Source organism: Chloroflexota bacterium, from assembly GCA_026708035.1.
Taxonomy (GTDB): Bacteria; Chloroflexota; UBA11872; order UBA11872; family UBA11872; genus JAJECS01.
Window position 1 is genome coordinate 1 of record JAPOVQ010000020.1, and the last position, 25,000, is coordinate 25,000.

Annotated in this window: 21 protein-coding genes, 2 tRNA genes and 1 other RNA gene (1 of these 24 cut by a window edge); 12 read left to right on the plus strand and 12 right to left on the minus strand. The window is 66.2% G+C overall.

Annotated features, from left to right (window positions below):
* Nucleotides 1-1,094: thiamine pyrophosphate-dependent enzyme (locus tag OXG33_09055; protein MCY4114071.1), on the plus strand; the 1,094-nt coding region annotated here is incomplete at its 5' end.
* 80 nt (nucleotides 1,095-1,174) lie between these two features.
* On the opposite strand, the gene OXG33_09060 is transcribed toward OXG33_09055, so the two are convergent.
* Nucleotides 1,175-1,918: a transporter substrate-binding domain-containing protein gene (locus OXG33_09060; protein ID MCY4114072.1), complete on the minus strand. Its 744-nt coding sequence runs from the start codon at nucleotides 1,916-1,918 to the stop codon at nucleotides 1,175-1,177.
* Nucleotides 1,919-1,920: 2 nt separating this feature from the next.
* Nucleotides 1,921-2,259 (minus strand): MoaD/ThiS family protein, encoded by a 339-nt coding sequence (locus OXG33_09065; GenBank protein MCY4114073.1) that lies wholly within the window; start codon nucleotides 2,257-2,259, stop codon nucleotides 1,921-1,923.
* 123 nt (nucleotides 2,260-2,382) lie between these two features.
* Here OXG33_09065 and OXG33_09070 point away from each other — a divergent pair, with 123 nt between their 5' ends.
* A complete protein-coding gene (locus tag OXG33_09070; GenBank protein ID MCY4114074.1) occupies nucleotides 2,383-2,751 on the plus strand; it encodes a cupin domain-containing protein in 369 nt (122 codons plus the stop codon).
* A 325-nt stretch (nucleotides 2,752-3,076) separates the two neighbouring features.
* Nucleotides 3,077-4,522 (plus strand): ankyrin repeat domain-containing protein, encoded by a 1,446-nt coding sequence (locus OXG33_09075; protein MCY4114075.1) that lies wholly within the window; start codon nucleotides 3,077-3,079, stop codon nucleotides 4,520-4,522.
* Nucleotides 4,523-4,578: 56 nt separating this feature from the next.
* Here OXG33_09075 and OXG33_09080 read toward each other — a convergent pair.
* Nucleotides 4,579-4,651 (minus strand) — tRNA-Glu (locus tag OXG33_09080).
* A gap of 276 nt (nucleotides 4,652-4,927) precedes the next feature.
* Between OXG33_09080 and OXG33_09085 the strand changes: the two genes are divergently transcribed.
* From OXG33_09085 to OXG33_09095, 3 genes are read left to right on the plus strand one after another with little or no spacing between them, the layout of a single operon-like run.
* Nucleotides 4,928-5,692 (plus strand): DNA alkylation repair protein, encoded by a 765-nt coding sequence (locus OXG33_09085; protein MCY4114076.1) that lies wholly within the window; start codon nucleotides 4,928-4,930, stop codon nucleotides 5,690-5,692.
* A complete protein-coding gene (locus OXG33_09090; protein ID MCY4114077.1) occupies nucleotides 5,689-6,552 on the plus strand; it encodes a nucleoside hydrolase in 864 nt (287 codons plus the stop codon). Before OXG33_09085 ends, OXG33_09090 begins: the two co-directional genes overlap by 4 nt.
* The gene (locus OXG33_09095) at nucleotides 6,549-7,820 is read left to right on the plus strand and encodes a nucleotidyltransferase domain-containing protein (protein ID MCY4114078.1); all 1,272 of its coding nucleotides are present in this window, start codon (nucleotides 6,549-6,551) and stop codon (nucleotides 7,818-7,820) included. The genes OXG33_09090 and OXG33_09095 overlap by 4 nt, the downstream gene beginning before the upstream one ends.
* A 10-nt stretch (nucleotides 7,821-7,830) precedes the next feature.
* On the opposite strand, the gene OXG33_09100 is transcribed toward OXG33_09095, so the two are convergent.
* Nucleotides 7,831-8,403, minus strand: coding sequence for a VanZ family protein (locus OXG33_09100; GenBank protein MCY4114079.1), 573 nt, complete (start codon nucleotides 8,401-8,403; stop codon nucleotides 7,831-7,833).
* 109 nt (nucleotides 8,404-8,512) lie between these two features.
* Here OXG33_09100 and OXG33_09105 point away from each other — a divergent pair, with 109 nt between their 5' ends.
* Nucleotides 8,513-9,688 carry a pyridoxal phosphate-dependent aminotransferase gene (locus OXG33_09105; GenBank protein ID MCY4114080.1) on the plus strand — a complete coding sequence of 392 codons (1,176 nt, stop codon included), beginning with the start codon at nucleotides 8,513-8,515 and terminating at the stop codon, nucleotides 9,686-9,688.
* A 128-nt stretch (nucleotides 9,689-9,816) separates the two neighbouring features.
* On the opposite strand, the gene OXG33_09110 is transcribed toward OXG33_09105, so the two are convergent.
* The gene (locus tag OXG33_09110; GenBank protein MCY4114081.1) at nucleotides 9,817-10,872 is read right to left on the minus strand and encodes an Ldh family oxidoreductase; all 1,056 of its coding nucleotides are present in this window, start codon (nucleotides 10,870-10,872) and stop codon (nucleotides 9,817-9,819) included.
* A gap of 186 nt (nucleotides 10,873-11,058) precedes the next feature.
* Here OXG33_09110 and OXG33_09115 point away from each other — a divergent pair, with 186 nt between their 5' ends.
* On the plus strand, nucleotides 11,059-12,882 hold the full coding sequence (locus tag OXG33_09115) for a hypothetical protein (protein ID MCY4114082.1): 1,824 nt from the start codon (nucleotides 11,059-11,061) through the stop codon (nucleotides 12,880-12,882).
* Between the two features lie 505 nt (nucleotides 12,883-13,387).
* Here OXG33_09115 and OXG33_09120 read toward each other — a convergent pair.
* A complete protein-coding gene (locus tag OXG33_09120; protein ID MCY4114083.1) occupies nucleotides 13,388-14,443 on the minus strand; it encodes an Ldh family oxidoreductase in 1,056 nt (351 codons plus the stop codon).
* Nucleotides 14,444-14,544: 101 nt separating this feature from the next.
* Here OXG33_09120 and OXG33_09125 point away from each other — a divergent pair, with 101 nt between their 5' ends.
* Nucleotides 14,545-15,708, plus strand: a complete 1,164-nt coding sequence (locus tag OXG33_09125; GenBank protein MCY4114084.1) for an iron-containing alcohol dehydrogenase — start codon at nucleotides 14,545-14,547, stop codon at nucleotides 15,706-15,708.
* Nucleotides 15,709-15,911: 203 nt separating this feature from the next.
* Here OXG33_09125 and OXG33_09130 read toward each other — a convergent pair whose 3' ends face one another.
* Nucleotides 15,912-17,018 carry an NAD/NADP octopine/nopaline dehydrogenase family protein gene (locus OXG33_09130; protein ID MCY4114085.1) on the minus strand — a complete coding sequence of 369 codons (1,107 nt, stop codon included), beginning with the start codon at nucleotides 17,016-17,018 and terminating at the stop codon, nucleotides 15,912-15,914.
* A gap of 239 nt (nucleotides 17,019-17,257) precedes the next feature.
* Between OXG33_09130 and OXG33_09135 the strand changes: the two genes are divergently transcribed.
* Together OXG33_09135 and OXG33_09140 are read left to right on the plus strand one after the other, a co-directional pair.
* Nucleotides 17,258-17,608: an endonuclease domain-containing protein gene (locus OXG33_09135; protein MCY4114086.1), complete on the plus strand. Its 351-nt coding sequence runs from the start codon at nucleotides 17,258-17,260 to the stop codon at nucleotides 17,606-17,608.
* Nucleotides 17,609-17,653: 45 nt separating this feature from the next.
* A complete protein-coding gene (locus OXG33_09140; protein MCY4114087.1) occupies nucleotides 17,654-18,817 on the plus strand; it encodes a C-terminal binding protein in 1,164 nt (387 codons plus the stop codon).
* A 1,215-nt stretch (nucleotides 18,818-20,032) separates the two neighbouring features.
* Here OXG33_09140 and OXG33_09145 read toward each other — a convergent pair.
* The 3 genes from OXG33_09145 to OXG33_09155 all read right to left on the minus strand — a co-directional run bounded on the left by OXG33_09145 (nucleotide 20,033) and on the right by OXG33_09155 (nucleotide 23,443).
* Nucleotides 20,033-22,486 (minus strand): hypothetical protein, encoded by a 2,454-nt coding sequence (locus OXG33_09145; GenBank protein ID MCY4114088.1) that lies wholly within the window; start codon nucleotides 22,484-22,486, stop codon nucleotides 20,033-20,035.
* A 27-nt stretch (nucleotides 22,487-22,513) separates the two neighbouring features.
* On the minus strand, nucleotides 22,514-23,071 hold the full coding sequence (locus tag OXG33_09150) for a hypothetical protein (GenBank protein MCY4114089.1): 558 nt from the start codon (nucleotides 23,069-23,071) through the stop codon (nucleotides 22,514-22,516).
* Between the two features lie 297 nt (nucleotides 23,072-23,368).
* Nucleotides 23,369-23,443 (minus strand) — tRNA-Met (locus OXG33_09155).
* Nucleotides 23,444-23,557: 114 nt separating this feature from the next.
* On the opposite strand from OXG33_09155, the gene OXG33_09160 reads away from it, so the two are divergent.
* Complete coding sequence (locus OXG33_09160; GenBank protein ID MCY4114090.1) at nucleotides 23,558-24,133, plus strand: VanZ family protein; 576 nt, start codon at nucleotides 23,558-23,560, stop codon at nucleotides 24,131-24,133.
* A gap of 190 nt (nucleotides 24,134-24,323) precedes the next feature.
* Here the strand turns inward: OXG33_09160 and OXG33_09165 are convergent, their stop codons facing one another.
* Nucleotides 24,324-24,656, minus strand: coding sequence for an antibiotic biosynthesis monooxygenase (locus tag OXG33_09165; protein MCY4114091.1), 333 nt, complete (start codon nucleotides 24,654-24,656; stop codon nucleotides 24,324-24,326).
* Nucleotides 24,657-24,845: 189 nt separating this feature from the next.
* Nucleotides 24,846-25,000, minus strand: an RNA gene (rnpB, locus tag OXG33_09170) — RNase P RNA component class A; it runs 189 nt beyond the window's last position.

Sequence of the window (25,000 nt, forward strand, 5' to 3'; positions counted from 1 at the left end):
CCGAGCGCCTGCTGCGCGCCGAGTCGCCGCTGATCTGGGCCGGCCAGGGCGTGCTCTACGCCGAAGCTTCCGCCGAGTTGCAAACCGTCGCCGAGCTCCTCGGCGCTCCCGTCATGACCACCCTGCAGGGTAAGAGCGCCTTCAACGAGCGCCACGAGCTGTCGGCCGGCGTGGGCGCCTACGTCGAGACCGGCATGGTGACCCACTACCTGGAGCACAGCGACACTCTGCTGGGCGTGGGCGCGAGCCTCAGCCTCAGCCCGTTCACGCCCAAGATCCCCGACGGCAAGACGATCATCCACGCGACCAACGACCCTGCCGACTTGCACAAGGTCTATCCCGCCGACGTGGCCGTCTGCGCCGACGCCAAGCTGTTTCTGGCGCAACTGGCCGAGGTCTTGCAGTCCCGCGTCGGCGCTTCGCAGCAGGAGCTGCGGCGGAGCACCGTCGCCAAACTCGCCGAGCTGCGCCGCGCCTGGCGCGCGGACTTCGCCGCCGAGTTCAATGACGAGAGCGACCCCGTCAACGGCTACCGGCTCTTCGGCGAGCTGTGGAGCCTGATCGACCCCGACACCTCGATGGTCACGCACGAGTCCGGCGCCACCCGCGACATCCAGTGCGTGTTCTACGAATCGACCGTGCCGCGCAGCTATCTCGGCTGGGGGCAATCCTCGCAGCTCGGCTTTTCGCTGGGACTGGCCATGGGCGCCAAGCTGGCCAATCCCGACAAGCTCGTCGTGAACGTGATGGGCGACGGCGCCGCCGGCATGACCGGCATGGACTGGGAGACGGCCTCGCGCGAGAACATCCCCATCCTCAGCGTCATCAAGAACGACGCCATCTTCAGCGGCTACGACCGCAACATCCCCACCGCCATCGAGAAGTTCGGCGTGTCCTCGCTCTACGGCGACTACGCGGGAGTGGCGACGGCGTTGGGGTGCCACGGTGAGAAGGTGAGCACGGTGGCCGAGCTGCGGCCGGCGCTCCAGCGCGCCATCCGCGCCACGCAAGAGGGCCAGCCCGCCGTGGTGGACGTGACCACCGCCGAAACCCGGCGGCTCTCAATCCCGCCGCCCGAGCGCAAGACAACTTAGCCGTCTAGCGCGCGTTCCGGACCGCACCGGTCCTCGGAAGCCTTCGCCGTGCCATCGGCAAACGCGCTGGCTGCCGGCCGCTAGAAGCCCTCGTCCTCCTCGCCGAACCACTTGCTGATCATCGCGTTCAGCGTGCCGTCGTCTTTCATCTCGCCGATGGCCTGGTCCAGTTTGTCCTTCAACTCACCGTCGTCTTCTCGAACGCCGATGCCCACGCCGAGGTCGAGCTTCACCTCGGGGCCGACGATGGCCAGCATTCCCTCGTGTTCAGCCATGCTCTCGCGCGCGAACGCCAAATCCACCAGCGCCGCATCCGCCGCGCCGCTCAGCACGGCCGCAATGGCGTCGGGTACCAGCTCGAACTCGAGAAGCGTTGCGCCCGATTGCGACGCCAGGTAGTCGGCCTGGACCGTGGCCCCCTGGGCGGCCACGGTGCCGTTGACCGCGTTGTCGCCGGCGCCGGCCGCGGCGAGATAGACCGACGCGCTGGGCGGGAGGTACGGCTGCGAGAAGTCAATGATCTCGTCGCGCTCCACCGTGATGCTCATCCCGGCAATAATCGTGTCGTAGTCGCCGGCCACGAGATTGGAAATGATGGTGTCCCAATCGTTGGTCACCCAGGTGCACTCGAGATTGGCCCGCCGGCACAGCTCATCGCCCAGCTCTCGCTCGAACCCGTCGACCTCACCGTCGTCGTTGATGAAGTTGTAGGGCGGATAGGCGCCCTCGGTTCCCATCCGGACGGCTTCGGGCGTTTCGGAGCATGCCAAGGAAACCGCGAGGAGTACCGCAACTATCGCGCCGAAGAGGATGCCCCTAGCCATGTCTACCGCTCCCAATGTCGTGGCAAAGGCCCGCTTCGGAGTTTCCCACGCGAACCGGACCGCCCTCCGCCGGACATGGCCGGGAGGATCGTCAGGGTGTCGCCGTTTGCGGTCGGCGTGGCCAGACCATCCAGCGTGGCGACGTCCTGCTCGTTGAGGAACAGGTTCGTCGCCTCGAGCACGTTGCCGCTGGGCGGCGTCAGCGATTCGCGCAGCGACGGATAAACGACGAATAGCGCATTGAGCGCCTGCTGCACCGTGCTCGCCTGTAGGTCAACGCTGCGCGCTCCCGCCGTGTGGTGTCGCAGCACCTGGGGAATGCGGATGGTGACGGTGGGCATGAGGCGGCGTGGGCCGGGGCTGCGGCGGGCTATTTTCCGCGATGCATCGCGCCGGTGGCAACGCCGCTCCCCGACTTTCGGCGGCCCATGACGCGACTTACGATGGGATAGCGGATCCGCCACGTGAGAAACCCCATGCAACCCAAGGTCGTCGATCCCGGCGAGGTCGCCGCGGAGCACGTCTATCCCGACGCCCCGAGCAAGGTCATCAAGCGCAACCTGGTGACCCACCGGGACGACGCGCCGAACTTCGGCATGCGCCTCTTCGAGGTCGAGGCCGGCGGCGCCACCGATCATCACCAGCATCCCTGGGAGCACGAGGTGTTCATCGTCAGCGGCAGCGGTCACCTGCTCACCGACGACGGGCTCAAGCCCTTCGCGCAGGGTCAGGCCGTGTTCGTGCCGCCCATGGCCATGCACCAGTTCCAGAACACGGGCGCCGCGCCGCTGCAGTTCATCTGCATGATCCCCAACAGCGGGGACTGTCAGTAGCGCGGCTCGACGGCAAGCCCGTCATCGCGGGGTGAGAAACCGCTGAACAGAGACGTCCTTGGGGTAGGTTGACGCAGATCAGTTCCTGCCGTCCGCAATGAACGCACCGCACGGATTCCGCTTTCTGTCCCGCAGCCCCTTTGCGGTCGTTTGCGCCTGCTCGATGCTTCTGGCAGTGGCCCTCACGACCGCCTGCGGCGGCCTGGAGACCTCGCCGGAGACCGACCGGGCGGCGCTGACCCTGCTGTATCAGGCCACCGACGGACCCAATTGGATCCACCGCGCCAACTGGCTCACCGATTCGCCCCTGGACCAGTGGGACGGCGTGACCACCGACGAGGACGGTCGGGTGACTGGCCTGGACCTCTTCCGCAACAACGTGTCCGGCGTCATACCGACGGACGTTGGCAACCTGGACAAGCTGGTGGTTCTGAACGTAGCGAACACGCATGACCCCGTTGGTTCGGCGGTGGCCGACATCATTGTCGGTTTTGCAAGTCTTATAGAGCTGGTGTTCACCGGAGACACAACGCTCGACACTAGGAACCCGCCCGAATACAACGACTTGTATGGGTGCATTCCAAGCCGTCTGCAAGGGCAGTTGGACTCCGAGCAGTCCAGCCTGGGCGGGCTCGGGTTCTGCGACGGGTCGAACGAGGCGGAGAGCACAAATGCGCTGGCCCTCGAATATGCCGTCCTTAAGGGAGACGGAGCGGCGGTGCGACGTCTCCTCCGCGACGACGTTGACGTCGCCTGTGCCGACGACTCCGGTCCCACGGTGCTACACGCAGCAATCGCCCAAGGGATCGCTGATATAGCTCGAATGTTGGCGGAGCGATGCGCAGAGGAGCTGGACGACGCGAGCAGCGGCGCCCTCTACGAGCTTGCCCTCGACCGCGGAACCCCCGAGATTGTCGAGGTCCTGCTGGATGCCGGCGTCGACATCCCCTGCTCCAGCGAGTCGGACCGCACGCGTCTTCACGTTGCGGTCGTGTACGAGTACGTTGAATTGGCGCGAATGGTCGCGGAGAAATGTCCGGAAGTCTTGAACTCCGTGCGTACGAGCCGCATCGACGAGCAGACGCCCTTGAGCCTGGCAATCGCAATCCGCAACCAGAAGCTGATCCGAATACTCATCGAAGCGGGCGCGGACCCCAATGTGAGAGTTGTGCCTGACTATGAGGTCGGTTCCCATCTGGCGCATGCGGTCGAGGGAGGCGACCTGGCAATCGTGGAGCTCCTCCTCGAGGCAGGCGCGGACCCGAATGTCTCCGACGCTGATTTGGGAGCGCCGAGCTATCGGGCAACGCCCCTCGCTCGGGCCTATCACAACGACCGGGCAGATCTGGTGCGAGTTCTCGTTGAGGGAGGTGCAAAGCTCGGCGACCGCGGAAGTGAAATGCTCTCGGGGGCGATCTCCAGCGGCAGGGCGGAGCTGGTCGACGCATTGGTAGAGGCCGGCGCGGACGTCAATGCAACGGCCGCCAATGGTTGGTCCATGCTCAAATGGGCGGTCGTGAAGGACAGCGCCGAAATGGTAGGCGTACTCGTCGAAGCAGGCGCGGACGTTAATGCCACGGATGCCAACGGTGAACACATTCTCTTCGACGCGGTCTTGCACGGCAGTTCTGAAGTCGTAGAGACACTGGTCGCGGCAGGCGCGGACGTGAATGCAAGGGACAAGAACGGTCGTTCCGTGCTCGGCAAGGCCAGGCTATTCAACGATCCCGAAGTGATCCGGATTCTCATCAACGCCGGCGCGAAGGAATGAGAGCGATCAGGCGGCCGGCAGTCGGCGCCCAGACGCACGAGGCCGGACGGTAGAGGCGCCCCCGAGGGAATTCGAATCCCTGTCGCCACCTTGAAAGGGTGGTGTCCTAGGCCTCTAGACGACGGGGGCCGTGGTGCAGGCGGATCACTCTAGCACCGAGGTCGGCGCCGCCAGCCGTTATTCAGTACGCGACGCCGCATACGCCGGATCCCGTAGGGGCGGGCCTTGTGCCCGCCCGTGACCGGCACCGCCAGCAGTGACCTGTCACTCTGACGGAGCGTCGCGACCTGAAGCATCGCAAATGCCCCCGCGCCTCCCCAATGCTCCCGGCGCCGTGACCCTCGGTCAGGGCGCCCACCAGGGACGCCCCTACGGGATCGAGCCAACATCTCGTTGCGGCGCACCATGAAAGATCCGCTCGACCACCGCCCGCAAGATCCGGCGCTCGTGCTTCGATCGCGGCTGGAAGCGGTTGCAGACCCCGTGCGCGCCGCGGGCGAAGCCAAGTACCTGAAGCTCGAGCGACGCCGGGTGATCGGCACGTCGATGCCCGGCGCCGAGCGCGTGATCACCGGCTTCGTCAATGATTTCGGACTGCCGTCGGACCTGGGCCTGCTGGATCGGCTCTTCGACGCGTCGCTGGAAGAAGCCTGGTGCGCGATCTGGATGCTGGCGGCCCAGCCGGCATTCAGCGCCGACACCTGGCGACTCACCGACGCCTGGAGCGGCGCGCCGGACACCTGGGCGCTCGCCGACCCGATCTCGCTGCTGCTGGTGGCGGGCCACCTTGAGGCCGGCGTTATCGATGAGGACGTGCTGCGCGCCTGGAGCGCGCGCGAGTCGCCGTTCTGGTACCGGCGCGTAGCCCTGGTGTCCACGGTGTCGCTCAACGACGGCTTGCACGGCCCAACCCAGCGGCGACTGCGCCGGATCGGGCGCGTGCCGCCGATCGGTGAGTCGCCGAGGCCGGGCCTGACGCTTGACTTGCTGGAAGCCAGCATCCACGACCGGCGGCACTTTATCCGTCTGGGCATCGGCTGGGCGCTGCGACCGTTGTCCGCGGTGGACCCCGACGGCGCCGCGGCGTTCGTGCAGCGTCACCGCCCCCGAATCACCAAAGCCATGCTGCGCAAGGCGCGACTGGACGACGACGGCAGGCGGGCATCGTGATCTCGCTCGTCCTCGACACGGATATCGGCGACGACGTGGACGACGCCTTCGCCCTGACCTTCGCCGCGCGGCACCCGCAAATCCGCCTCTGCGCGGTGACCACGGTGTTGGGCGACACGCGCTGGCGGGCGGCGCTGACGCTCCGCCTGCTGGACGAGTTGGGCGTCGTCGACGTTCCCGTGGCGGCGGGCGAGCCGGACGGCGGCATCGAGGGCATCCCCCTATCCGGCGACGTAGTGTTGCCCCAGGGCCGTGATGATCCCCGCCGCGATCCACGGTCAGCCGTCGACCTCATGGCCGACGTGATCGCCGCCGCGCCCGAGCCCGTGTGGCTCGCAACCATCGGTCCGGCCACCAACGCCGCCGCCCTGCTGGCCGAACGGCCCGACGCGCTCGAACGCCTGACTGGAATCGTCATGATGGGCGGCCGGCACGATCCGGCAAACCCGCGCGAGCACAACTTCGGCGCCGATCCCGCCGCCGCGGCCGCCGTGTGCAATTGCGGCCGCCCGGTGCGCGTGGGCGACTACCTCGTCACGTCCCAGGCGCAGCTCCGGCGGGAGGACCTGTCCCGCGTGCGACGCGCGCCGGGAATTGGCCCATCGCTAGGACTGATGCTCGAAACCTACCTGGACCGCCGCAACCGCGATTGGACCAGCATGTATGACCCCGCGGCGCTCACGCTGGCGCTTGGCGAGGACCTTCTGCGACTCGGCCTGACGCCTCGCCGCGCCGAGGTTGCGGCCGGACAGGTTCGGTTTCGAGTCGCGAGTGAAGCTACCCATTTGCGCATCGCGGCATCGATCGACGCGGCGGCCTTCCGTCGCGACCTGCTCGACGTCATCGGCGCCCGCGCATGAGCCTGCCGGCCAGCCCCAACCTGGCGCCCGGCAGTCCGCAGCTTCAGCACATCGAATCGGCGCGCGCGGTGCTCGAGCGGGACGCCAGGGTCCTGGCGGCGTGGATCGGTGGGAGCATCGCCGCGGGAACGGCGGACCGCTGGTCGGACGTGGATTTGCGGCTAGCCGTCGCCGAGTCCGATCTCCCCGACGTCATGGCCGCCATTCCCGCAACGCTACCGGCGATCCATCCGGTGCTGGGATGGTTCAGCCGGCCCGTTCGCGGTGGACACCTCGTCGTCGTCACCTTCGAGGGGCCGCTGCGCGCAGACGTTGAAATCACGACGCCGGCGGCCCTGCGCGGCCTGCGGCACGAGGCGGCGGCGTCCCTGATCGACCCGGACGGGCACGTGGCGCGCTTCGCTGGCACTCCCTACACGCCACGCCTGCTCACGCCGGCGGAGTTGATCGAGCGCGAGGCGGCGCGTGTCCCAATCGAGTTGGGACGACTACGGCAGGCCATCCAGGACCGCTCGGTTCTGGTGGCAACGCAGGCCCAGGCCGCGCTGCTGGAGTCGGCCCAGCGCCTGCTCGTTCTGCTGCGCGACCCGCGCGCCGCGGGCCTCGCGGGTCCCAAGCATGCGGCTGATGTGCTCACGTCAGCCGACGTCGAGCCGCTGCTGGCCCCGCTGCGCGCCTGGAGCGCCGCCTGGCCCGATCCGGCAGCTGATTCCATCGACCCGACCCTCGAAGTCCTGCGTCCGCTCGCGGCGGAGGCCGGGAATCGCCACGGAGCACCCGTGCCCCTGCGTCCAGAGCCGCCGGACCCGGAAAGAGCCCCGGCTGAGGCGAGCGACGTCAGCCGCGGTGCGCGCACGGCGGCAGGAGCCGTCGAGGCCGCCCACAACCTGCTGGTGCACGCCATGGTCGGCGCCAGCTACTACAACCGCGGCCTGTTCACCGGGCTGCTCTGGGGCTATGCCATGGCGGCGCAACTCGCCGCCGACCTGGCTCGCGTGCGCTCGGATGCACCGGAGCTGTCAGCCAAACTCGCACCCGCCGACGAAGCCGCGTTCGAGAACGCCCTGCGGCCGTTGCGTCTCGGTGGCGTCGATGCCGTCCGCTTAGTCGCGGCCAACGTGGCGGCGTTGTATTCGCGCTACCTCGAACGCGCCTGCGCCGCGCTCGGCCTGGCCTACCGGCGGCGGCTCGACCGCGAGGTCAACGCCTACCTCTTTCGGGAAGGCGTATTCGCCTACGACGTCACCGCGGCCAATCCTGCGCCCTGAACCCGGCTGCTTATTCCGGGCGCCGGCTCGCGCCGCGTGCTCGCCGCCGCGCCCATCCCAGCGCGACGCACGCCCCCACCGCCGTCGTGCCGGCGAGCAGGTTGAACAAAAGGTCTCGCGGGTCGAAAACCCGGCTCGGCAGAACCGCCTGCACGCCTTCGTCGAGCAGGCCCAACGACCCGGTCGCCAGCACGGCGACCAGGGGCGGCAGCGGAACGCGACGCCCTTGGCGCGCGCGCTCGGCCAGCGCTTCGTAGACGAAGACGCCCACCACGCCGTACTCCATCAGGTGCGTGCGCTCCTCCTGACCACCCATCAGCCGCGCGACCATCAACAGGTAGGCGGCCGCGATGCCCAGCGCGACGGCGATCTCCACCCCGCCCGGCCGCACTTGCAGGCCCTGCGTGACGATAGTCAGGCCCACGAGCACCAGGCCGCAGGCAACGGCGGCCGGCAGCCACCCGCGCTCGTCGAGAACCTGGGCCAGCATCGGCGCCAGGCCCAGGGTCGCGTAAATCGCCGCCAGGACGGCCAGCGTCCAGAGCCACAGGCGCCGCTCCCGCTTTGAGGAAAAGAAGGCCATGGCGGGAACTGTAGCGGGAGTGACCGCTGGATCCCGTGCGAGCGGTTCCCGGGCGTCCGCCCCCGTCAGGCACAATGAGCGCCGCCGACTCTTATCCGAAGGCTGGCCCGTGAAGATCTCGCAGCGTGTACAAGACTTGGCCGAATCAGGAACGATCGCCGTCAGCAACAAGGTCGCGGCGATGCGCGCTCAGGGCATCGACGTCGTGAGCCTGGGCGCCGGAGAGCCCGACTTCGACACGCCCGACCACATCAAGGCGGCCGCCGCGGAGGCCCTCGGCGGGGGTGAGACCAAATACGCCAAGCCGGCGTCGGGCGTTCCCGAGCTCAAGCATGCCGTCGTCGCCAAGCTGCAGCGCGAGAACGGCCTCGCCTACTCCACCGACCAGGTGGTCGCCAGCGTCGGCGGCAAGGAGGCGCTGTACCTGGCCTTCGCCACCTTGCTCGATCCCGGCGACGAGGTCATCATCCCCGCGCCGTATTGGGTGTCGTATCCCGAGCAGGTCAAGCTGGCCGGCGGCGTGCCCGTCTTTGTCAACGCCGGCGCGGACGCGGGATTCCGGATCACTCCCGACCAGCTGCGCGCGGCGCTCACGCCGCGCACGCGCGTATTAGTGTTCAACTCGCCCAGCAACCCGACCGGCGCCGCATACTCGCCCGAGGAAACCGACGCGCTGGCGGAGGTGCTGGCCGACACCGACGTGGTGACCTTCAGCGACGAGATGTACGACCGCTTGCTGTTCGGCGGTCGCGTCTTCAAGAGCTTCGCCGCCACTTCCGACCACGCCTACGACCACACCATCACCTTCAACGCCGGATCCAAGACGTACTCCATGACCGGCTGGCGCATCGGCTACGCCGCCGGGCCGGTGGACGTGATCAAGGGCATGGCCAAGCTCCAGTCGCAGACCACCAGCGGCGCGGCCACTTTCACCATGCACGCGCTGGCCGCCGCCCTGAACGGCGACCAATCCTGCGTGGAGGTCATGCGGGCCGAGTTCGAGCGCCGGGGTAAGTTCCTCAGCGACCGTTTGAACGCCCTGGACGGCGTGGTCTGCCCCGAGCCGGGCGGCGCGTTCTACGCCTTCCCCGACGTCTCCGGCACCTTCGAGGCCAAGGGTGTGTCGGGCTCCACCGAGTGGGCCGGCCGCCTGCTGGAAGACGCCCACGTCGGCGTGGTGCCGGGCAGCGACTTCGGCGCCGACGACTGTGTGCGCCTCAGCTTCGCCACCAGCATGGAGGCTCTGGAAACCGCCCTGGACAGGATCGAAGGCTTTCTGGGCTAGCGCCGCGCTGACGGAAAGTCGTGGCGCAGCCAGGGCGGGTACTGTTCCCTCTCCCTTGAAGGGAGAGGGCTAGGGAGAGGGTAATCCGGGGTCTGGATGCGGAGCGCCACCCCATCGTTCGCATGGGCTTACGCCGCGTCGGCCCCCCGCGCCAGCCCGTCCAACTCATCCCGATCCAACCCCAGGCTCTCGGCCGTTTCCAGGATTGCCGTCCACGTCGCCTCCGCCACCGGCAGACCGGCCGTGCCGAGCTTCTCCCGGGACCGCCGCTCGGTGTCGCCGGGAATCAGCACCTCGTCGAATCCGGCGGCCGGCCGCGTGTTTCGCATGCGGTCGAAGGTGTTGCGGGAGGCCGCGTCGTAGCCGTCGCCCCAGTCGAAGGCGTTGGTGTCGATGGCCATGGCGAACGTGCCGATGCGCACGTTGATCTCCGGATTGATGGCGCCGGTGAGATTGGCGGCCAGGATCTCCGTCATCAGCGAAAGCCCGTAGCCCTTGTGCCCCGCCATGTGGAGCAGCACGCCGCCGTCGTAGAGGTCGCCCGGTTCGGTTGACGGCTGTCCGTCGCCGTCCAGGATCTGGCCGGGCGGCAGCTGCGTGCCCTTGGCCAGCGCCACCCGCACCTTGCCCTCGGCGGTGGCCGTGGTGGCGAAGTCGACGATCAGCGGATCGGCCCCGGCCGCCGGCGCGCCAAAGGCCATCGGATTCGTGCTCAGCCGGCCTTCGGCGCCGCCAAACGGCGCCGCCCGCATCGTGCCCGGCCCACCCGCGGCCATGAGGTAGACCACGCCCAACTCGGCTCCCAGCTCTGCCCACTCACCGAGGCGCCCGATGTGGTTGCAATGAACGATGCCGCCGATGGCGACGCGCGAGGTCTTGGCTTTGGCCGCCAGGCGTAGCGTCAAATCCTCCGCCGCCAGGTGACCGAATCCATACTGGGCGTCCAGCAAGACCGTGGTGTCGGACTCGGACGCCACCACCGGGCCCACCGCGGGGATGAACGCGCCCTGGCGGATGCGGTCGATGTAGTCGGGGATGCGGATCACGCCGTGTGAGGGATGCCCCGACAGATCGGCGCGCACCAGCCACGTCGCGATCTTGGCGGACGCCTCCGCGGGCGTCCCCGCGGCTTCCAGAATCCGCGCCGTGGTGGCAGTCAGGGGTTCGGCGGAAAACGTCGGCATGCGTTCCTCAGGTCGTTCAAGGCGGCGCCACCGGCACAGCCGATCCGCATCATACGCAGACGCCCGCACGTGCGCCCCGAGGCGGACGGTCGTCACCAACTGCGAGCTCTTGTCAACAGAACACCTGGCAGGCACAGTTGGGCCAACTGCCCAGACCAAGGGCCCAGGCCCGGGGAACCCCTTTCAATGGTCATTTCGCTTCGACCCATTCGCTTCGGCGCGCTGCTGTTCGCGTTGATCGTTGCCGGCATCGCCACGGCCGTGCCCACCTTTGCCGACTCGCACGGTGGCCTCTCCGCCGTCGTGACGCGAAGCGACTTCGCCGAGCCCGACGCCCACCTGGCGCACAACATCCCGGATCTGCGCGTGACGGTTGGGGACGGAGAGGTCGACTGCAACTTCCTCTCGCACTACGAGTCGACCGGCGGGATCATCCGCTGGGGCTTCGCCACCTCCGAGGTCGTCGAAGAGAGTGCCGGCAGCCTGACGCAGTACTACCAGCGCGGTGTTGTTGACTGCCAGGAGCGCGACGGCATGTGGCGCATGGAGCGACGGCTGGTGTGGGACTACATCGGCGGGGGCTTGGGCGGCGCGCCCGATCTCGGTGTCGAGCCCAACCTGCTGAGCGAGCAGCCCGGCCAGCCCGCGGGGCCGTGGGGACACCGCGTGTCCAACTTCGCCATTGACGGCGCCCCCACCGGATTCCTGGACTTCTATCGCGAATTCGGCGGCCTCCAGGCCTTCGGCCTACCCAAGACCGACGCCCGCCTCGACGACGCGCCGGGCGCCGTGCTCGGCATTGAGGGCGCCCAACCCGGCATCGTCCGGCAATACTTCCAGGCAGCGGTGTTCGAACACCGGCCGGGCAGGAACCAACCGGTGCAACTGCGCCTCCTGGGCGACGCCGTGCGCGACCGCCTCTACCCCTATGGCATCCACCAGGTGTTCGCGAGCTTCCAGGCGGTCGGGCCCCTGAGTGACGGCGAGGCCTACACGCCCGAGAGCGTCTCGGGCGCGGCGGCGCGGGTCATGCTCTACGGGGCCGCCAACGTCGACCACGACGCCTACGTGGCGCGGCAGCGTGACGCGCTGATCGCGCTCTACCACGCCACCAACGGCGGCGATTGGAACCGGAACGACAATTGGCTCAGCGATGCGCCGCTCGGCGAGTGGTTCGGCGTCACCACGGACGCCCACGATCGAATCGTCGATTTGGACCTCTCGCAGAACCAGTTGAGCGGCACGCTCCCGCCCGAGATCGGCCAGCTCACCACCCTCCGGCGATTGGATGTCCAGGGCAATCAGCTGCAAGGCGAGATTCCGCCCGAGATCGGCAACCTGGACAACGTGACCCATCTCTCCCTGTGGGCCAATCAGTTCAGCGGGTCCATCCCCGCCGAGATGGGCGACATGGCCAGCCTGCAGTGGGCCGCACTCGGCATCAATGAGTTAACCGGCTCCATTCCGCCCGAGTTGGGCAACCTGTCGACGGCCACCCACCTGGACTTCACCCTGAATCAGCTCAGCGGCGAGATTCCGGCCGAGTTAGGCAACCTCACCAACCTGGTCTGGCTGACCTTCTGGAGCAACCGGTTGACGGGCCCGATTCCTCCTGAGTTGGGCAACCTCACCAAACTGGAACAGCTGGACCTGGACACCAACCGGCTCAGCGGTCCGATTCCGCCCGAGCTGGGCAACCTCGTCAACCTCGAAGAGTTGTGGCTGCGCATCAACCAGTTGACCGGTGAGATCCCGCCCGAGTTGGGCAACCTCACCAGCCTGCAAGTGCTGGGTCTAGGCCAAAACGCACTGACCGGTGAGATTCCGCGCGAGTTGGACAACCTCACCAGCCTGCGAAGCGTCTATCTCGCGGGCAATCAGTTCACCGGCTGCCTGCCCGCGGCGTTGGCGGCGATTCCCAGAGGCGACGTGGACGAGCTCGACCTGCCGCCCTGTGAACCCGAAGAGCCGGAGGACACGGAGGATTCCGAGGGCGCGACGGAGGTCTAGGCCTGCCTCCAATGGGGCGGGTTTCAAACCCGCCCCGCTCGCTCCGCGTCCGGTCGCCTTGGCCTTGTCCGGTTCCCTCTCCCGCTGGGCGAGGGTTAGAGCCTGCCCCGGACTTGATCCGGGGGTGAGGGGTTTCGTTGCCCCAAGCCATCCACCCACGGTCTGACGACCCTCGTGGGCGCCCGGTCCGCCGCCGGAATCCGGTGGCCCGCGCTGCGCGCAGCGTGGGACTGGACGCACTTGTAGTCAGCCCGGCCCCGTTCGTGGTGAGCCGGTCGAACGATGAACGAGTATTCGCCAGCTTCCGTCACTCCGGCGGAGGCGGGAATCCAGTCCGGTCGAATCTGGTGGCGCGCCGGGTGCTTGGCTTCGGGCGGGTCTCAGACCCGCGCCTGCGAGACTTTGCAAAGGCATTCGCAGGCGGGAATCTAGCCACCGCTCAATCAGTTAGCTCACGAGCAGGGGCACTTTGCGAACCGCCCCGACCGCCCGCGTCGCGCCGCTGCTACCCCGCCCCGCTCGCCAGGGCGTTGACCTCGTCGGCCGACACCCCCACCTTTTCGGCGCTCTCGAGGTAGAGCTCCCAGGTCGAGTCGGGAATGTCCAGCGGCTGCCCGGCCAGGGCGCGGCACGAGGCGCGCTCGAAGTCGCCCGGCACCTGCACCTCGGTGAATCCCGGCGCGGGGCGCGTGTTGCGCAGGCGCTCCAGGTTGGCGCGGATGCCGCGCCGCACGTCCTCCGCGTCGCCGAACGCCGCGGGGTCGATCGCCAGCGCGAAGCCGCCGGCAGGATTCTCGGCGCCCTCCACCGCGGTGCCCACCAGGTTGGCGCCCAGCAGCGACACCATCAGGCCAACGGCATAGCCCTTATGACCGCCGAACGGCACCAACATCCCGCCCTCGTAGAGTTTGGCGGGGTCGTTGGTCGGGCGTCCGTCCTGGTCCAGCAGCCAGCCGTCGGGCACCGGAAGGCCCTTGTCGCGGTAGACCCGCACCTTGCCCTCGGCCGACGCCGTCGTCGCCATGTCGATCAGCATGCCGTCGTCCTCCGCCGCCGGCGCGCCGAACGTGAACGGCAGCGTGCCCACCCGCGGCTCCGCCCCGCCGAACGGGGCCGCGATGTCGGCTGCTCCCCCGGCCCAACCCATGCAGAGAAACGAGATCACGCCCAGCTCGTTGCCAAGCTCACCCCACTCGCCCAGGCGGCCGATGTGGGTCACGTTGGTCATGCCGCCAATGGCGACCGACGACTCCTTGGCCTTGGCCGCCACCACGCGCGTGAGCAGCTCGGCCGCAAAGTGCCCAAAACCCGAGTTGCCCTCGATGAGCACCGTGGTCGCGGTCTCCGAGACGATGGTCGGCCGCTCGGCGGGCTTCATCTTGCCTTCCAGGATCAGCCCCACGTACTCGGGTACCCGCTGGAACCCGTGCGAGGGATGCCCCGCCAGGTTCGAGTTGGCCAGCCATTGGGCCAGCTGGTCGGCAATGTCGTCCGGCGCTCCGGCGGCCGCGAGGACGCGACTGGAGGCCTCGGTAAGTCCCTCGACAGGAAAGCTGGGCATGAAAGCGGACCCTCTCGAACCGCGCTGCGCTCGCATGGTACGCGCCCGGCCGGGCATCGGCGCATAATGGCGGGCTTGCCGGCTCAGCGGGACTTGCGGCTATGACATTCGGCCCTTCACCTTCGACCTTTCGGACCACCTCCACGCTTGTCTTCGGACGTGGAGCGATCCTTGAACTTCCGGATCAACTGCGCCGCGCGGGCGCCGGCCGCGTCTTGATCGTCACCGATCCCGGCATCGCCGCATGTGGCGTGCTCGACCAGGTTGAGGAGCTGCTGCGGGAGGCCGGAATCTCGGCCGGCGTCTATACCGGCGTCGTGCCCGAACCCCCCAGCCCGAGCGTGGACGCCTGCGCCGAGGCCATAAAGGCGGACGGCGCCGACGTGGTCGTGGGCCTCGGTGGCGGCAGCGCCATGGACACGTCGCAGATTGCCGCCTGCCTGGTGACGAACGGCGGTACGACGGAGGACTGGCTGGGCGTCGAGATTCTCGAAAGGCCGGGCATTCCCACCATCAGCGTGCCGACCACCGCGGGTACCGCGTCGGAGCTGACCGGCAACGCGGTCATCGTGCTGGCGGACCAGTCCAACAAGATGTCCGTGGTGAGTCCCTACATCTACCCAAAGGCGGCGATCGTGGACCCGGCGCTTACGGACTCGGTGCCGCCGGACGTCACCGCCGCCACCGGCATGGACGCCTTTTGCCACGCCACCGAGTCGTTCATCTCGGTCAAGGCCACGCCGCACACGCGCCTTTACGCCGCCGAGTCCATGCGGCGCGTCGTGGAGTACCTGCCGCGGGCGGTGGCCGACGGCGGCGACACCGAGGCGCGCGACGAGCTGGCCTACGCCTGCGTCATGGCCGGCTACACGTTGGCCAACGCCGGCACGATCATCGTCCACGCCATGGCGCACGCCATCGGCGCCTGGGCCAAGATCCCGCACGGCGTGGCCAACACCCTCTGCCTGCTCCCCGTGATGGGCTTCTGCGCCGAGCGCGTACCGGCGCTCGTGGGCGGTATGGCCGAGCCGCTGGGCGCTCCGAACGGCGCCAACGACGCCGACCGCGCCCAGGCAACGCTGGACGCCATGCGGGTACTGATAGATGGCGTCGGTCTGTCCACCCGCCTCGGCGAGACCGGTGTGCAGCGCGACTGGCTGCCCGAGGTCGCCCGTGTCACCCACGGCTCCCGCCGCCTCATGGACCAAAGCCCCGCCCAACCCACCGAGGCCGAGCTGCTGGCCATGCTCGAGGCGGCGTACTAGCCGATCCTGGGGCGCGTTGCGCCTAAGTTGCCCTAGCGAGGAGCCCAGCCGCAGCGGGTGTGTCTAGCTGGCATGTTTGCCGCGACATCGGTGGTGTCAATGTCCACCTCGTTGTCACCGGATGCAAACCTGTTAAACGGGATGTTTTCGAGTGACAATGACCAGGTCATTGTCCGCCGACACAGTTCGGCGAGGAGTCGCTCCTAGCCTGCCCCGCCAGCGACGTAGGCCCGGATCTCGTCGCCCGTCAGGCCGTCGATGCCCAGGTCGGCCAGGGTGCGACGGTTGGTGTCCAGCGGCTCCTGCAGCACGGTCAGTCCCAGGGCCACCACGGCGTCGATGATCGGGGTCGGCACGCCCAGCGCGGCGCCCAGACCGGACCACGCGCGCAGGCCATAGGGCACGTCCTCAGACAGCCAGCGCGTATCGAGCTGGCCGGGGGCCTTCAACGCGGTGAGCATCGCGCTGCCGTTGATGGTGGCCCACAGATCGGGCGGTTCGGCGCGCGGACCGAACCCGGCGGCATGGAACGCCTCGGCCGCGTCCGGCAGGTCGTGGCCCAGCGCCGCTGCCACCGCGCGCCGCTCCGCGTCCAGCGCCATGATCGCCCGCACCACGCCCGGCGTGACGCCCTCGTCGTAGAAGTAGAACTCCCCGCGCGAGCGCTCCACACGCCCCGCGTTGAGCAGCACGCCCGGCGGATGGACGACCGGATTCATCGCGCTCAAGCCGCAGGCCAGCACGTCGGGCACGGGCGTGACGCCGGGAAACAGCCGCGCCAGCCGGTCGTGTACCTGCGCCGTGGCGGTCGACGGAAAGACGCCCAGGCCCATGGCGGGCACCACGCCCCAGATCGTGGCGCCGTCCGGCTGTGTCTTGCGGCAGACGTAGGGCGCGGTGTCGGTCTCGGCGATCGGAATCTCAGGCGCCCCGGCCTCGCGCAGCAGCCGCGCGACCTCCAGCGCCCCGAGCGTGCCTGGCATCAGCGTCAGGATGTGGCTCGGGCGAATATGCGGGGCCAGCGCCCGCGCCCACGGCGCATGACCATAGGCCGGCACGATGAGCAGCAGGTCGTCCGACGCGGCCGCGGCGGCGCCCACGTCGTCCGTGATCATGTCGATCCGCGCCGCGCCGGAGTGCGCCACGCCGTACAGCTCGATCACACGGTTTTCGCGCACGGGATCGAGGGCTTCGGCGAACGCCGGCAGCTCGCCCAGGGTCACGGAGTGCCCGGCCAGCGTCAGGTCGGCCGCCGTGGCGAACCCGGTATTCCCTGCCCCCAACACCACCACCGATTCACCCGGCGCCATCTCAGCCTCCCGACTCACGGCCCGCGAATTCGACGCGGCACAGTATGACGCCTATGGCTGCGCCTACGCAGTCGGCCAGGGGCAGAGAACTGGGCTGGTCTGTCCTCCCCGCACGGTTGGGATTGAGTTCGGTCGGTCGTTCCTTCGCGGCAGGCGGCGGGTTCGGTCCCTTGTCCCCGTGTGGCGGACGTCGGGTCCGGTCCCTTCTCCCCTTGCGGGAGAAGGTTAGGATGAGGGGAATGAGCGCCACATCCAGAGCGCGGCGTCTCCGCAGCGGCTCCACCGACGCCGAAAGGGTCTTGTGGCGGCTGCTCCGCAATCGTGAGTTCGGGGGTTGGAAGTTTCGCCGGCAGGCGCCTATCGGTCGCTATGTTGTCGATTTCGTCTGTTTCGAAAAGCGGCTGATCGTCGAGGTGGATGGCGGAGGGCATCAGCGACGAGTGCATGCCGATGCTGAGCGCACGCGGTGGCTGGAAGGCCAGGGATTTCGGGTAGTCAGGTTTTGGAATAACCAGGTCTTGGGAGAGACGGCTGCGGTTGAAGAAGCAGTTCTGACAGCGCTGGAGACCGGGGCGTCACCCTCACCCTAACCCTCTCCCATCCAAGGGAGAGGGGACCCAAGGACCTCCCCTCGCGTGATTCACGGGCTGCCCGCCCGCTTCAGCGAACTGGCCTACGACTCATCCAATGCGTGCGGTACGGTTGCCGCAGTGCTGCATCCAGGCGGGATCAGTCGCATGTCCGACAAGGGGTTTCGGGTGGCGCTGGCCAACGGGCTGCGCTACGCCTCCGTGCTCGACTTCACGCACCTGCTCGACGCCGTCGGCGCGTCGCTGACGGTCGTCGATGCGCCCACCTCGGATGACGAGGCCGTGGTGCGGCTGGCGGGTTACGACGGGATCATTTGGCCCCACGGTCCCTATCGGCTCAGGCCCTTCGACCGGCTCCCCGACCTGCAGGGCGTGATCGCCCCGACCGTAGGCGTGGACCACGTCGACCTGGAAGCCGCCACCGCCGCCGGCGTGGTGGTGGGCAATCTCCCGGCCTTCGCCACGGAGCAGACGGCGGACGCGGCGATGTTCCTCATCATCGGCTCGGTGCGGCGGGTGCCCCAGATGTGGGCCCAATGGCGCCAGGGAAACCGCGCCATCCCGGCCTGGGAGGCCCAAATCAGGCCGATCGGCGACATGCGCGGCGCCACCCTGGCGCTGATCGGGTTCGGACGCATCGCGCGGGCGGTTTCGGTGCGGGCGCAGAGCTTCGGCATGCGCTGCATCGCCTATGGCCCCACGGTGTCGCCCTGGGAGGCCGCCTCGCTCGGCGTCGAGCTGGTCGACCTGGACACGGCCTTCACCACCGGCGACGTGGTCTCCGTGCACCTGCCGCTGAATGCCGGCACGCACCATTTTGTGAACGGCGACCTGCTGGCCCGCATGAAGTCGTCCGCCGTGCTCATCAACGTGTCGCGTGGAGCGGTGGTCGACGAGGCGGCGCTGCTCGAGGCGCTGCGGTCCGGCTGTATCGCCGGCGCCGGGCTCGACGTCTTCGAGCAGGAGCCGGTGACGCCGGACAACCCGCTGGTCGGCCTGCCCAACGTGCTCTGGCTGCCCCACGCCGGCGGCTCCTCCGAGGAGGGCATCCGCCGCGTCGGCGAAGGCTCAGCCGAGCAAATGGCCTGGCTGGCCCAGGGCTACTGGCCGCGCCACGTGGCGAATCTAGGGGTCACACCCAGAGTGAATCTGCGGCGGCGAGGCTATCCCGAGCGAAGGGCAGTGGATGATTGCCCTACTGCCAAATGACTTCGCATTTGCCGACTAAGGAGCACCTCCGGGGGCTTACCGACGCCATACATTCCGCACGTCCAATTTCGATTGGACTACGGCGAACGGCATCGCCTCACGAGTTCTATCGCTACCCTGGCCGCTTTTCTCCAGACTTTGCCCGCAGCGCCATTGAGGCGTTTTCGGAACCGGGCGACCTTGTTCTTGATCCATTCGTCGGAGGAGGAACGACTGCCGTTGAAGCAGCACTTGCCGGTCGACGTGCACTCGTGGCTGACATTAATCCTCTTGCCACATTCGTGACCCAAGTTAAGACCACACCCCTGACCACATCTCAGATTGAACATATACGACGCTGGCTAGAGACGATTCCGACGCGCGCAAGAATCAATCAGCGCGCGCCAAGCTATGACACTTGGCGGTCTGCCGGCTACTTGCGCCACCTCGAGTCTCGCGACACATGGCGCATCTCCAAGCTCATTCGCTCCACATTGGGGTCCCTCCCTTCAAATGACGGCGTCGTTGAGCGCTTCTGCCGATGCATCATTCTTCGAACTGGTCAATGGGCCCTCGACATGAGGCACAATCTCCCGACAGTAGGTGAATTCCGTGATGCGCTTTCCGCTCATGGTGCCGGGATGCTCAGAGCAGCATGCCAATTCTCATCCAATTTCCCCGGTCAACACCGGAGGCAGCCCATCGTCATCGACGCTGCCTTGCCGGGGCTATCAGAGCATCCGCATACACGCCGGCTCGGGTCACCAAAGCTTGTCGTTACGTCTCCGCCATACCCCGGGGTATACGCTCTGTATCACCGATGGAAGGTCTACGGTCGAAAAGAGACTCCAGCCCCGTATTGGATTGCCGACCGGAATAATAGTCACGGTCTATCGCACTACACAATGTCGGCACGAGCCACTAGAAACCTTGATGTCTATTTCGACAAGATTCACGCATCGTATTCGGATTTGGCGCGCATATCATCGTCAGACACCATTCTGGTGCAAATGGTTGGATTCAATAGTCCACAGGAACATTTGCCACGCTTTCTCGAAGCTATGGCCGCATCGGGATTCAGCGAATTCCGCCTGCCGCCGAGTTTGGTGAGCACGCCAGATCGAAGGCCGTGGCGTGCGGTTCCCGGTCGTCGTTGGTGGACACAAGCACACTCTAGAAAGAGCGTCACGGCGGAAACTTCTAGAGAAGTAGTTCTATTCCATCGCCGGGCGTGAGTTAGAGGGCTTCATTGGCAAGGTCACCGATCGCCCTGAACATTGGAAGGAATACAGGTGCGATCGCCGCTGTGGCGGCACTTATCCGGGTCTCGATAGGCTGGTCTTCTGGACGATCATCGGCTTGGATGGGATCGAGCTGAGCCTTGGAATGTGTCGGCTTGGAGTCGGTTCGGAGAAGAGCGAGGCCGACGATTACCATGCCATATGTGAACTGCCTCTCAAGGAGTTCGCTTGCTGGAGGGTTAGTTTTCTGCTCGTACTCGAGGTATTTGTTGTCCACGTTAATGAGGAAGTCATAGGCAAATGATCTCTCAGACTCGCTATCGATTGCGGGCGCTGCGTGAACGGCCAAGACTGACTCCTCGGTAAACCCGACTCTCGACCAGTCATCCTTCTTCACTGGAATGATTGTCGGTAGGTTTAGGTTGCTGGGGTCCGTCTCTGGATTTCGTCTGTGACCACCATTCCCTGATTGCTGGGGTCCTCTCACTTGGAGCGTAAGGCGGTTCTCAAACGGTTCGATTCGATCGCCATCGGAGATTCGTGCAATATACTCGACTTCGTCGCCTGCTGAAGTACCCAGAGGCAAGGCGTCCAGCCAGAGTTGAGCAATGCCTGAGCTTGGGTCCGTAGTTGTCCAATTCGACGCAGGGATAAACTTGCCCGATGATTTCACCAGGACATCCCAATAGCCTGGATCATTGTCCCGGATGAAATAGTCGTCGACAGCATCAGTCTCAAATGCGACTCGTACCCGCGAGCCTTCGTGCGCATCTCTTGTCAGGACCTCGCCCGTCTCGCGCCCCTCAAAGCGGAAGTAGGTTGGAAATCTTTTCCCAATGAATCTCGCTTGCTTCCCTTTGCCTGGCCCGCCGTTTCGAGGGAAGGGAGATGTAATGTCGAGTCCCTTGAGGAGCAAGCGCTCAAGCGTCGGGTCGTTCTTGAGAGCACCCTGAAGCGCCTCGACAAGTGGCTTGTTATCTTCAAGCCGCTTTTTTCTGAGGGCTTCCTGCCGCCTATTCCTCATTTCCTTCAGCTTGGAATTGTCCCTTATGAATCGGGTCAAGGCCGACTCGAGTTCTTCACTGAGTGGGTTGACGCGAAGGCGGTCTCGGCTTGTCATAAACAAGTCTTCACGCATTCGCGTGTCGAGATTCGTGCAATCGACCAGTATGAACAGCGAGTTGGCAAGATAACTCATACCTACTGATCGGCGGCCAAAGAAGTCCGTGGATATGGATCCATGCATTTGACCGTTGATGGTAAAGACTATCCCATGCCTTTGAGTACGATAAGATCTGGCTTTTCCGTCTTTGAACAGAAAGATGCGCAGCGGGATTTGTCGTCCCTCAAGGCTGGTCGTGCCGCCGAATGGGTTGATCTCGAGGTTTTCGGCTCGATCACGCTCCAGTCGAGCAATCAGACCAAGCGCATTTGTGGCGTAGCTTCCTGAGCCGCCTGCATACCCTGCCCGGCACTCAAATAGCCGTACGGGCAATGCAATGTCAGGGAGCCCTACGTTTATTCTGCTCAAGAGCCCACCGCCGGACAAGACGATATTGGATGTCGTGCCCTGCCAGTTGTACTCATAGAGTTTGACGAGTGATCCATAGGGAGAATGTCTTATATAGGCATCCCGGACCTGGTTGTTTGACTCTGGAAATATCGGCCATGTTGGGGCGGCGAAGGAAAGGACGCTACGTTTGCGATCCCGTGGTCGTGCTTTAGGCGCTAGATAGGTGTATACGGAGTTTTTCGTGCCTGGCGGAGGCGGCTCGCGGCGTACGATTGTGAAACCCCAGTGGTGGTCGCGACTATCGGAAGAGCGAATGAGGACTGGGTTCCGGCGTGACACGATGAGCTGAAGTCTATGCAGATTTCCGCAAAACGGGAAGGCGCCTGTGCCACCCATATTGAACCTTCCTTGAACAAACGGAATTCGGTCCTTGTTGCTTTGATCGAGTGACATAAACGTGTCCGGAAATGAGTCGGGAGTTTGCCCTTCGCCTTGGTCAGCGATTGTTATCGAAGGACGTCCATGGCCGGGCATCATCCCGGTGGCGGCTACTGTGAGGAGGCGACTCTCTTTGGTTACATCGGGATCAAGCCAGTCGGAGATCCGGCCGCCAACGTGCGAGTTTGGCGATCGGCCTCCAAAGAATTGGGCGACTGCCTCGCGGATGCTTCGAGGGGCTTGCGGACCTTCGGGGTTGATTCCGGAGAGCAAGCATGCATTCGTTAGCCGTGCGTCGATGCCATTTACGATCTTCTCTACAAGTGCTGCTATTGCTTCGCCCTGCTGGTTGCCAATTGTCCCGAGGTTGTTGGGCTTGTCCCCGACTGGCCGCCAGCACTCGGTTGCACTCCAGTAGCCCGCGCCTTGTAGCAAGCTGACGACTTCCTCTTCGGTGTCAGCGCGCATAAGGGCCATGCAAAGGTCTTTGGTTTCCATTGTCTGCCTCCCCTGTCTGTCGCTGCCTTAAGCTGGCTGTTTCTCAGCTGCGTCGGTCAAGAAGCGCCGCCCATCCTCGGTGATCGCCCAGATACCGCGCGGGGTGTTCTTGGCTATCAGACCGCGGTCAGCCAGCCGTAGCCGTGCGAACTGGGTACGGGCTCGCCAGCGCATCCCTCCAGATTTGAGCGGCTGGCGATCAAGCTCTGTCAGCCGGTTGCGGAGTTGCCGACCAACCGCTTCAACAGCCTCAACCGCAGGGGCTGACCCCCCAGCTTCAACAAGTGTTCGAAGAATCGGAAGCATGTATTCGCTCTCCGGAAGCAGCGATCCCTTTGGTGCTCTTGCTGGCTTGGTCTTCTGCCGGGCATCCTTACGCACCGGCCGCGGCGATTTCGCTTGCTTGCCCGAATGGTCTCGCCCGTTGGCCGAAGCCTCTACTTGCGCGGCGTCGCCGTCGATTGCATCTGGCGCGTCAATCGCCAGAATTCGCCGGAGAACAGTGTTTGGCGTATCGACGAAGGGTTCGGCCCTCGCTTTCAGGTGCTCGTATACCTCGTCGTCCACAGTAATCTCGGGTGCCATTTCAGCTCCAATCGGCCAAACGCTTCATTGCAATCCCATGTATAGCATGGAATCTGATGGTTGCAAGGGGAATTACAAAGATTTACAATTGTAATTGCAAAGTGCCGTCAGGGGAGGGAATTGGTCAACAGGGTGAACTGCGCGCCGGTCTAGCTCGCGCACGGCGATAGTCGGTCGAGCTAGCGCGCTGACGGTCGTTTTCCGCCAACCGTCGGGGGTGCGCATGGGGAACTTCGATCGCGTGGCGACAGAATGGCGGATCACTCGCCCGGGCTTGGATTCAGCTGAAGGCCGTAGTGGTTGCGGGGGTCGGATTCGAACCGACGACCTCCGGGTTATGAGCCCGACGAGCTACCACTGCTCCACCCCGCCCGCCATTCTACCCGCTGGCGGTCCCGCCTCCGCCCCCTTTTTGGGGCGCGCTGGGCGTCCGCGCCTTTGACGTGAGCGGTTGACAACCTGACGCCCGCCCCGTTCGATGCAGTCATGTCCCTCTTCTCCTCGACTCGCGAGCGGCGGCTCTGGGCCTGGACGTTGCTCGTGGTGGCGGCGATCTACTCCACCCTGGGTCTGGCCACCTCGCTGGCCGGGCTGCTGCGCGACAGCGGCGTCCTCACCCCCCTATTCGTCCTCGCCATGCTCCTGATCGGCGCCGCCGTGGTGACGCGCGGGCTGAAGTGGCGCCCCGGCGGCCTGGAGATCGCCGTGGCGCTGGGCGTCGCGGCCGTCTACGGGCTGGTGTTCGTGCGGATGGCGCTGGAAACGGAGCGCAGCCACCTCATCGAGTACGGCGTGGTGGCCCTGCTCATATACGAAGCGCTGACCGAGCGCGCCAGCCAGGGCCGCCGCGTTCCCGTCCCCGCCCTGCTCGCCTTCCTGGCGGCGGTGGTGATCGGCGCGGTGGACGAAGGCATTCAGTGGTTCGTGCCCGTCCGCGTGTTCGACCCGCTAGACATCCTGTTCAATGCGCTGGCCGCCTTCATGGCCGTCGCGGGCAGCGTGGCGCTGGCCTGGGCGCGGAAGCGGACGTGGCGATCACGCCACAGGCCGTCGGATCGGTGAGGGCACGCGCAGCGTCAAGCGGGCAACCACAAGGGTTGCCCCTACACCGGACGATCGCCTTGTAGGGGCGCCCCTCGTGGGCGCCCTTGCCCGGTGGCCCAGGCTGCGTGCAGCCTGGGAGACGCCGGGACAGCCCGTCCCACGCTCCCTTTATGCCATCGATCTGCAGTTGAACGGGTCTTGTTTGCGGTCAGGGGCATCCACCGATACGGAGCAGGTCCTCGGCTTCCCACTCGTCTTCGAACTTCATGATCTCGTCCCACCGTTCGAGCAGTGGTACGTAGTCCACCCACCACGCCTGATAGTCGTCGGAGCCTGTGGTCTCTTGCCAGCGCTCGCGGCTCTCCCAGAACTGCTGCGTGAGGTAGGACCTCGTGCCGTCAATGTGCAGGAGCCCCAGCCCGAGGCAGCCGTTTAGCTTCGCGTAGTGCGGCTGAAACTCCTCACGTACGAGTTTGAGGAGCTCCGATTCCGTTCGCCCGTCTTTCAGCGACCAGCGTTTGAATGTGATGAATACGGACATGTTGAAATCGTCTGATGGCCCATCTATGAAAGCGGCCACGGTGTCAAGCCCCGGCGGCCGGTCGGGTCCCCTCTCCCCACCGTGGGCGAGGGTTAGAGCCTGCCACGGACTTCATCCGGGGGTGAGAGGGACGGCCGACCCCACCCTGCACGCCGCGCGGGCCACCGAAGAGTGATAGTGGCGGGCGCGCCGCCGAACCGACCGATAAGCCGCATTCTGTCGCGGGCGGTCATCTATCTGGGACCGGCGTTGCCGCCGGCCTCGTGCGGCCCACCTGGGACTTGGCGAGCGGCCTGCAGTCGTCCCTGCTTGGCCTTGCTCCCGGCAGAGGTTGGCCGTTTCAC